Source organism: Pseudomonas sp. PKS, assembly GCF_051913525.1.
Lineage (GTDB): Bacteria > Pseudomonadota > Gammaproteobacteria > Pseudomonadales > Pseudomonadaceae > Aquipseudomonas > Aquipseudomonas guariconensis_D.
In genome coordinates, this window is the sequence record NZ_JBEGDO010000010.1 from 157,180 (window position 1) to 165,886 (window position 8,707).

Sequence of the window (8,707 nt, forward strand, 5' to 3'; positions counted from 1 at the left end):
TCGACCTGGCGCAAAGAAAAAATCCTGCCAGCCATTAAAATACCCACACGCGCCCCCAAGAGCGCTACCCCGACCTGATGATGAGGAACCACCATGGCTTCACCCACGCCCACGGCGCATTACGCGCGTCTGTCCATCGCCCTGCACTGGCTGATGCTGGTGCTGCTGGCTGCGGTCTACGCCACCATCGAGCTGCGCGGCCTGTTTCCCAAAGGCAGCGCCGAGCGCGACCTGATGAAAGAGTTGCACTTCATGCTCGGCCTGACGGTGTTCGTGCTGGTCTGGCTGCGTCTGGCCCTACGCCTGAGCCGCCCGACGCCACCGATCGTCCCCAAACCACCGGCCTGGCAGACGGGCCTGGCGCACCTGGTGCACCTGCTGCTGTACGTGATGATGATTGGCCTGCCAATCGCCGGCTGGATCATCCTCAGCGCCGCCGACAAACCGATCCCTTTCTATGGCCTCGACCTGCCTGCACTGGTCGCGCCCGATCAGGACCTGGCCAAGTTCGTCAAAGGCTGGCATGAGCGAGTCGGCAGCTGGGGTTACTGGCTGATCGGCCTGCACGCCGTGGCCGGCCTCTATCACCACTATGTACGCCGCGACGACACGCTGCTGCGCATGCTGCCCTACAAGTAACCGCGACGCCCCTGCAGCCCGCCGGTGTGCAGGAAGATCAGTCGTGTGCCACGCGCGAAACGTCCGGCCACGACCTGATCGCGCAGGGCCAGCAAGGCCTTGCCGGTGTACACCGCTTCCAGCGGCAGGCCACTTTCGCGCTCGCTCTGGTCGATGAAAGCCAGCAGTTCGTCATCGATCCGGGCGAATCCGCCACGGCACGCGTCATGCAGTTCATAGCCGCCCTGCACCAAGGCCGAGAGGTTTTCTTCGACGCCATGCCCGGATGGCACCGCCAAGGCGCCATGCCCCCCTCGACGGCCCTGCTCTGCCATCACCAGGCCCGCCAACGTGGTACCGGTCCCCACCGCCAGCCACCAGCCGTGGTAATCCTCCCAACCGAGCGCCGGGAGCTGCGCCCGTGCCTGCTCGACGATCAATCGACAACCCTCAGCCCCTGCTAGCCCGCCCCCGCCTTCGGGAATGCAATACCACCCGGGATAACGCGCCTGCCAGGGCGCCCAGAAACCGGCCTGGTGTCGCGCCCGGTAGCCGGCGTAACCAAGCCAGTGCAACTCCATGCCAAAGGCCTGCAGATCACGAACGGTGGGAGTGTCCTGCGGATGTCCACGCAGCAACCCGGCGGTGGCGAAGCCAAGGCGCTTGCCCGCCGCCGCCAGGGCGTGAAGGTGATTGGAGTGATTGCCGCCGAGGCTGATCAGCCCCGGGGCGCCCATGGCATGGGCGTCGAGCAGGTGGTGGTGAAGCTTGAAGCCTTTGTTGCCGCTGACCAGCGGGTCGATCAGGTCCAGACGCAGCACGGCGAGCTGGACACCGGCGTGCTCGAGCCAGGGCAAGGACAATGGCTGCAAAGGTGCGTGGGGAAGGTCGGCAAAGGCGTAAGACATCGGGCGAGTGTATCGAGATCAGCGGGCTGCTGTGCACCCCATTTTCCGCCTTTGCACCACCTGGGCCCTTCTCTCAGAGCGTGGCATCGAACAATACCGTCACATCGCCCAGATACGTACTGCCGGGATAGTCGAGCATGGATTTGACATGCTGGGAGATGACATCGAAGTGCAACTGTCCCGCCTGGCCTGCCACGGGCATCGCCATTTCAAACGCCAAGGCGGCATCGCGGCCGGTCGGAATGGTCAGTCGCTGCACAGGCGCATTGGCATGCTGCACGCCCGAGGGTAGCGTCAGAGCCAAGTCTACCGGCACCTGGTGGCCCGCACCGTTGCGAATGCCACAGCTCGTACCCTGATCGTATTGACACATCTTGTAGACCTTGAACGGGCCGGTGGACCACAGGTTCAAGCGCAGGCTGCGCTCTAGGCGAGAAGGCGGCGTGCCACCCCCGAGCCACCGCGACCAGCCCCCTGGAGGTTCCAGCACGGCACGATCACTCGCTGCCGGGAAGTTCAGGACAAACGCGTGCTGGACATCCAGTTCGAAATTGATCCGCAGGGCTGGCGAACTGAGATTGGTGACGCCCTCGCCCGGGTCAATATCCCCACCGGGACCGATCGTGAAGTCAAGACTGCCGCGATAGATACCTTGCTTCATTCGCAGCGCCGAAGGCATGGCCAGTCTGTAGCCCACGCCCAGCGCATCGACAGGATTCTGGTGAACGTCACCCACAGTGCCCGCCCCCCCACCGCTTGAATAACAACCGGTTGGGTTTGCCGGTGAGCGTACGGCCCAAAGGTAGTAACTCGCGCGGCCATTGGCCGTTGCCACCACATGATTGCAACCGCCTTGAGGGTAGGCCGTGAACACCGGATTCGCCGCACCCGGGAATCTCGGGTCGTTCATCAGTCCCTGGCTGAGGTGAGTGATCTCGAACAACAGATCATAGGCGTCGCTGCCCTTGTCATGGGTCACTCGAACGGTACGGCGCGCGGGTGCCTTTATGTAGAACTGCTGGCGAGGATTCGGGGAGCCATGCACCGACTGCTTGTCGTAGGTAATGGGCAAGTTGGCCGTGAACAGCTTGTAGCCAACGCAACGCCCAGGGAACATCTTGCAGTAGGCTGCCGCTGGCGTGGTGTTTTCGAATTCTCCAGAAGCATTGCCGTTGTAGCGAGCGCTGATGATGGTTTCTGCCGCCTGGCCACACAACGGCCCGGCCAGCGCCCCCAAAAGCACGCTTGTCTTGAACCAACGCAAGGATGTAAATGCTTCGAGCATCTTTGAGGGAAACATGCAGCGCTCTCATAAGTCCGGGTAGCCCAAGAGCCTATGTGCTGTGCTGAATCCCTCTATAGGCGACGTTTCCGAGCGTTTTGAGGAAACTTCCCAAGCCACCAGGTACAGCGAAGAGGGGCGCAAAGCGCCCCCTGCGACCATGGGTCGATCACAACTGAGCAGCCAACCTCGATCCCTGGTTAATTGCCCGCTTGGCATCAAGCTCTGCCGCCACGTCCGCTCCACCGACCAGGTGTACCGACTGCCCCGCCGCGACCAGGCCGTCATACAGCTCACGCAACGGCTCCTGACCTGCGCAGATGACGACATTGTCCACTGCCAGTACCTGAGGCTCGCCCTCGTCGATACGCACATGCAGGCCATCGTTGTCGATGGCCAGGTACTCCACGCTGTTGAGCATCTGCACCTGCTTGTTCTTCAGGCCCGTGCGGTGGATCCAGCCTGTGGTCTTGCCCAGGCCATCACCGACCTTGGTTTTCTTGCGCTGCAACAGGTACACCTGCCGCGCTGGCGCATGCGGCTCGGCCTTGATGCCCGCCACACCACCACGGGCCTCGAGATGGGTATCGATGCCCCACTCCTTCCAGAACGCCTCGCGATCCTGGCTGGTGGCTACCCCCTCATGCACCAGGTACTCGGATACGTCGAACCCGATCCCCCCCGCACCGATCACCGCCACACGCTTGCCCACCGGCTTGCGCTCGAGCAGCACGTCCAGGTAGCTCAGCACCTTGGCATGCTCGATGCCTGGAATCGCCGGCGTGCGCGGGCTAATGCCGGTGGCGAGAATGATCTCGTCAAAACCGCCCGCCACCAGTTCATCGACCCCAACCCGAGTATTCAGACGCAGGTCGACACCGGTGCGCGCCACCTTGTTGCGGAAGTAACGCAGGGTTTCATGGAACTCTTCCTTCCCAGGGACACGCTTGGCGACATTGAACTGCCCGCCGATCTCACTGGCACTGTCGAACAGCGTCACCTGGTGGCCGCGTTCGGCGGCCACGGTGGCCGCGGCCAGGCCTGCGGGACCCGCACCGACCACGGCGATGCGCTTGATCTGGGTGACTGGGAGGTAGTTGAGCTCGGTCTCGTGGCAGGCACGAGGGTTGACCAGACAACTGGTGAGCTTGCCGGCGAAGGTGTGGTCCAGGCAGGCCTGGTTGCAACCGATGCAGGTGTTGATCTCTTCGCTGTGGCCTGCAGCGGCCTTGTTGACGAACTCCGGGTCAGCCAGGAAAGGCCGGGCCATGGACACCATATCGGCATCGCCGTCAGCCAGCACGGCTTCGGCCACTTCCGGCGTGTTGATACGGTTGGTGGTGATCAGCGGAATGCTCACAGCGCCACGCAACTTGGCGGTCACTTTGGTGAAAGCCGCGCGCGGCACCTTGGTGGCAATGGTCGGAATACGCGCCTCGTGCCAGCCAATACCGGTGTTGATCAGGGTAGCCCCAGCCTTTTCGATGGCCTTGGCCAGTTGCACGATCTCGTCCCAGGTGCTGCCCCCTTCCACCAGGTCGAGCATCGACAGGCGGAAGATGATGATGAAGTCGGTCCCTACTGCCTCACGCACCCGGCGCACGATTTCCACGGCCAGGCGCATGCGGTTCTCGTAGCTGCCGCCCCAACGGTCGGTACGCTGATTGGTATGGGCGGCGAGGAATTGGTTGATGAAGTAGCCTTCCGACCCCATGATCTCGACGCCATCGTAGCCCGCGCGCTGGGCCAGCGTGGCGCAATTGACAAAGTCGGCGATCTGCTTTTCGATGCCCTGCTCGTCCAGCTCCTTGGGTTTGAACGGGTTGATCGGCGCCTGGATGGCGCTGGGCGCGACCTGGCGGGGGCTATAGGCGTAACGCCCGGCGTGGAGGATCTGCAGGCAGATCTTGCCACCGGCGGCATGCACGGCCTCGGTGACGATCCGGTGCTTGTCGGCCTCCTCCTCGGTACTGAGCTTGGCCGCGCCGGAATACACCCCACCTTCGTCGTTCGGCGCGATGCCACCGGTGACCATCAGGCCGACACCACCCCGAGCCCGCTCGGCGAAATAGGCGGCCATGCGCTCGAAACCACCAGGGCGCTCCTCAAGACCTGTGTGCATCGAGCCCATCAAGGTCCGATTGCGCAAGGTGGTAAAGCCCAAGTCGAGCGGGGCCAGCAGGTGCGGATAAAGGGTGGCGGCCATGGATGAACTCCCAGGTGGCAGGATCACGGAGCGCGGGTGCCTCGCAGGCCCCGTCGTTTATAGACATCGACATTAAACAGCCGTTTGAACAGGCTCAATGATCGAAACTGACAACTTATTGATCCTCCTGCACAGCAGGTCTACCCTAGGACACCCTAGACTGTGAAGGTGCCCTGGCGCTTCATGCGAAAACTCCTGGCAGGCGCTCTGGCGCTGGTGATGATCGCCGCCCTCTGCGGCTACGGCTTCTGGACGATGCAGCGCCCGGAAGGCCACTACCTTTCCGATTTGCGTATCGAACTGGCGCTCAACCACGGTGTACCGGGCGAACACGGCAACCTGCTGGGTATCGAACCGGTGCTCTACCCGGGCGACTACCAAAACCTGCAACGCCTGCACCGCAAGCTGTCAGCCTACCTTGAACAGGCTCGCGCCCAAGGACTGGTCGGTCCGCGCACGGTGGTGGTGTTGCCGGAACACATCGGCACTTGGCTCTGGGCTCGGGGTGAAAAGAACGAGCTGTACCAGGTCACCCAGCGCCACGAGGCCTGGCAGTGGCTGGAGGTGAGCAACCCGCTGCGCTATGGCCTGGCCATGCTCACCGCCACCGGTGACGATCGCCGCTCCGACGCCCATCTGCGAATGAAGGCCGAACAGATGGCCAGCGACTACCAACAACTGTTCGGCGGCCTGGCCAAGGAGTTCGGCGTGACGCTGGTGGCCGGCTCCATCATCCTGCCCGCGCCCTACCTGGATAATGGCGTGCTGCGCCCTGGCAGCGGCCCGCTGTTCAACAGCAGCCTGGTGTTCGGCGGTGACGGTTCGGTACTAGGCCAACCCCAACGCCAGCAGTATCCGGACAGCGAAGTACGCCGCTACGTCCATCACGGTCGCAAGTTCCCCTTGCATGTCATCCAGACCCCGGCTGGCCGCCTGGGCGTGCTGGTGGGCAGCGACAGCTGGTATCCGGAAAACTACCGCCAACTGGCGCAGCAGTCGGTGGATCTGATCGCCAATCCTGTTTTCCTCAGCGGCAAGGACTCCTGGAACACGCCCTGGCGCGGCAACCGCCACCAGGATGCGACGGCCGAATTGCCACTGCAACGTGGCGAAGTCAGCGAACAAATGGCCTGGCAGCAACTGACCCTGAGCGCCAACAGCATCACGCCAAGCCTGAGCGTATTCCTGCGTGGCCAGTTCTGGGAACAGGGCAGTGACGGCCAGGGCTTTGCCAACCAGGCAGGCACGCATTTGGCCGGCAGCTCCAGCCAGGGTGCCCGCCTGCTCAACCTCTGGTTGTAATCCCATGACTCGGCCTCGCGTGCGCCTGGGCGACCTTTCGGTGGGCTTCGTCCAGCCGCTGGGCGAAGCACTCCAGCAATTGGGCCATGACCCGGTTCCTCTTCTACGCCGCTATGGGCTGGACCGCCCTCGCCTGGCCGAAGCTGGCGCACGCCTGTCGATTCCCCGCTACATGCACTTGGGTCATGCCGCGATCGAGCTGTGCGGCGATCCGGCACTGGGCCTGCACATAGGCCGCCTAAGCCGCCTGGCCCAGGCAGGGCTGGCTGGCGTCACGGCAGCCCAGGCCCCGACCCTGGGCGAGGCCGCGCGTGTCCTGCTGCACTTCGAGCCACTGTATGCCGCCAATTACCGGGGTCAGTCGAGCTTCCTGGAGGACGCCCACGGCGCTTGGCTGCGCTTCTACTCCATCAGCCCCTACAACGCCTATAACCGTTTCGTGGTCGACTCACTGCTGGCCGGCTGGCTGGCCCAACTCTCGCACTTGGCAGGCCGTTCGGTGCAGGCCGAGCGCATGGAGATCGAGTTCCAGGCGCCCAGCTATGCGGCCCAATACCAGGCGTTGAGCGCAACCCCGGTGCAGTTTGGCGCATCCAGCAACCAATTACGCCTGGACCGCGCCACCCTGGACTTGCCCAACCTCCAGCATTGCCCCAGCACCTGGCAGCACCTGTTGCAGCTGTGCGAAGCGGAACTGGCCCAACGCACCCGCGTGCGCAGCCTGGGTGAGCGCATCACTCATCTGCTCGGCCCGCTGCTCAATGGCGGCCAGGAGCCGGACCTTGAAGCTGTGGCGCGTCACCTGCAACTGCCCACCTGGACCCTGCGCCGCAAGCTGGCTGAGGAGGGCACGCGGTTTCGCAACCTGCTCAATGACACACGCCGCGACCTCGCCGAAACCTACATCCGCGACACGGAGCTGGCCTTTGGTGAAATCGCTTATCTTTTGGGGTTTGCGTCGGCGGAGGCCTTCCAGCGCGCATTCAAGCGCTGGACCGGCCTGACACCGGGGGAGTTTCGCCGCAATCAGCGGCGGGTGGGCTAAAGTCTGTGTGAAATGCTAGAGCTCGGTGGCGTCGTCTGCCGGCTCCATAGGGTCCAGCTCGTAGGCCTGGTATTCGAGCAACTCTTCCTGATAGTCATCCATTGGCTTGCTTCCTCTTCTCATTCATCTGTTCGGGTCATGCCGCCACGCTAAGCGGGCCGGATGAACGTTTCATGACAGACTTATGAAAGGTAAACGTAGCCGACATTCGGGAAGTTAGGTGATTGCCTTTACAGCGGCGCAGGAGCCGCCTCGGTCACAGGAGCCTCCTGCTGCACCTGGATCGGCGCAGGTTCGACAGGCGGGGCAACAGGCTGCGAGCCCTGGCTATCATCGACCACGGGGGCCGCCGGCACTTCGCTGGCAGGCGCCGTGAAGGCTGCGGGCGCTTGGGCTGCCACTGGGGCTGGGACCGGTACGGGTTCGGCTGTCGAAGCCGGTGCGCTTACCGCAAGCGGCGCGGCCACAGGCTGTGCAGAGGCCTGCTCCGGCAGCCCCAGATCAGCAGCTGGCTTTTCCGGCTTTGGCACCTCGGCCTTGGGCTCGGCTTTTTTCACTTTCTTAGGCTTTGGCAGGTAACTTTCGACCAAGGCGAAGTAGCGCTCGTAGAACTGCGGTGCAGTGACTGTCTCGCTGGCCACCTTGACCATGGAGTCGTCAGTCGAACCGATAGGCATGGACACCGAACCCAGCACGCCCACGCCAAGGCTCGCGGAGGTGTTGGATTTCTTCAGCGCATAACGGTCCTGCAGGGCGTTGGCGAACATGGTGGAGCGCTGTTCATCACCGCTGTCCGGAACACAGGTGATGTTGAAGTTGATCTGCAGGTGATTCTCGGCGTTCTGCTGGAAGCTCTTGTTACCCGCGATCTGGTTGGCAGCGCTGCTGGTGATGATGTAACCCTGGCTGAGCAATGCGCGCCGGGCAGCCTCGCACGAGCCGGCTTCGCTGACCGGGAAGCTGCGCGAAAACGTGCCCGAGTCGTCGAAGTTCTCGTGCTCATAGATGGCGGGCTTCTTCGAGGAGCAACCGGATACGCCCGCCAGCACAAGGGCTAGCCCGAGCGCACCGAAGACGGAGGTTCTGGACATCATGGGTTCCGGGTAGGACAAACTGCGCCTATTGTGCAACACATGGCTCATCACTGAAACCGCGTTACACGCTTGGCTGGGCAAAATTCATATAACCGACAAGCTGGCCCACTTGAATGAGACGGGTCGAGAAAGCAAAAAAGCGACCATAAGGTCGCTTTCTTGTTGCTTCGAGGTGTTCATGGGGCCTCGAGGCGAAGATGGCGCAGCGGACGGGACTCGAACCCGCGACCCCCGGCGTGACAGGCCGGTATT

The 8,707-nt window shown here is 63.1% G+C and carries 7 protein-coding genes; 3 read left to right on the forward strand and 4 right to left on the reverse strand.

The window, feature by feature from the left end; translation table 11 throughout:
* The first annotated feature begins 93 nt into the window (after window positions 1-93).
* The gene (locus tag ABOA88_RS13160; RefSeq protein WP_043206798.1) at window positions 94-639 is read left to right on the forward strand and encodes a cytochrome b; all 546 of its coding nucleotides are present in this window, start codon (window positions 94-96) and stop codon (window positions 637-639) included.
* Here ABOA88_RS13160 and ABOA88_RS13165 read toward each other — a convergent pair.
* The 3 genes from ABOA88_RS13165 to ABOA88_RS13175 form a co-directional block, all read right to left on the reverse strand.
* Window positions 630-1,526, reverse strand: coding sequence for a 1-aminocyclopropane-1-carboxylate deaminase/D-cysteine desulfhydrase (locus ABOA88_RS13165; RefSeq protein WP_196169951.1), 897 nt, complete (start codon window positions 1,524-1,526; stop codon window positions 630-632). The genes ABOA88_RS13160 and ABOA88_RS13165 overlap by 10 nt on opposite strands.
* A gap of 73 nt (window positions 1,527-1,599) precedes the next feature.
* Entirely contained in the window at window positions 1,600-2,826 is a 1,227-nt protein-coding gene (locus ABOA88_RS13170; RefSeq protein WP_367851686.1) for a hypothetical protein, read from the reverse strand.
* 151 nt (window positions 2,827-2,977) lie between these two features.
* On the reverse strand, window positions 2,978-5,014 hold the full coding sequence (locus tag ABOA88_RS13175) for an oxidoreductase (protein WP_367851687.1): 2,037 nt from the start codon (window positions 5,012-5,014) through the stop codon (window positions 2,978-2,980).
* Window positions 5,015-5,197: 183 nt separating this feature from the next.
* On the opposite strand from ABOA88_RS13175, the gene ABOA88_RS13180 reads away from it, so the two are divergent.
* Both ABOA88_RS13180 and ABOA88_RS13185 read left to right on the forward strand, forming a co-directional pair.
* Window positions 5,198-6,316, forward strand: coding sequence for a carbon-nitrogen hydrolase family protein (locus ABOA88_RS13180; RefSeq protein ID WP_196169954.1), 1,119 nt, complete (start codon window positions 5,198-5,200; stop codon window positions 6,314-6,316).
* A gap of 4 nt (window positions 6,317-6,320) precedes the next feature.
* The gene (locus tag ABOA88_RS13185) at window positions 6,321-7,361 is read left to right on the forward strand and encodes an AraC family transcriptional regulator (protein WP_196169955.1); all 1,041 of its coding nucleotides are present in this window, start codon (window positions 6,321-6,323) and stop codon (window positions 7,359-7,361) included.
* A gap of 230 nt (window positions 7,362-7,591) precedes the next feature.
* Here the strand turns inward: ABOA88_RS13185 and ABOA88_RS13190 are convergent, their stop codons facing one another.
* Entirely contained in the window at window positions 7,592-8,452 is an 861-nt protein-coding gene (locus tag ABOA88_RS13190) for a DUF2242 domain-containing protein (protein ID WP_367851688.1), read from the reverse strand.
* Window positions 8,453-8,707: the final 255 nt, after the last annotated feature.

Coding starts and splice junctions, on each gene's coding strand:
- ABOA88_RS13160 (WP_043206798.1), top strand. CDS start 94: ATGGCTTCACCCACGCCCACGGCGCATTACGCGCGTCTGTCCATCGCC.
- ABOA88_RS13165 (WP_196169951.1), bottom strand. CDS start 1,526: ATGTCTTACGCCTTTGCCGACCTTCCCCACGCACCTTTGCAGCCATTG.
- ABOA88_RS13170 (WP_367851686.1), bottom strand. CDS start 2,826: ATGTTTCCCTCAAAGATGCTCGAAGCATTTACATCCTTGCGTTGGTTC.
- ABOA88_RS13175 (WP_367851687.1), bottom strand. CDS start 5,014: ATGGCCGCCACCCTTTATCCGCACCTGCTGGCCCCGCTCGACTTGGGC.
- ABOA88_RS13180 (WP_196169954.1), top strand. CDS start 5,198: ATGCGAAAACTCCTGGCAGGCGCTCTGGCGCTGGTGATGATCGCCGCC.
- ABOA88_RS13185 (WP_196169955.1), top strand. CDS start 6,321: ATGACTCGGCCTCGCGTGCGCCTGGGCGACCTTTCGGTGGGCTTCGTC.
- ABOA88_RS13190 (WP_367851688.1), bottom strand. CDS start 8,452: ATGTCCAGAACCTCCGTCTTCGGTGCGCTCGGGCTAGCCCTTGTGCTG.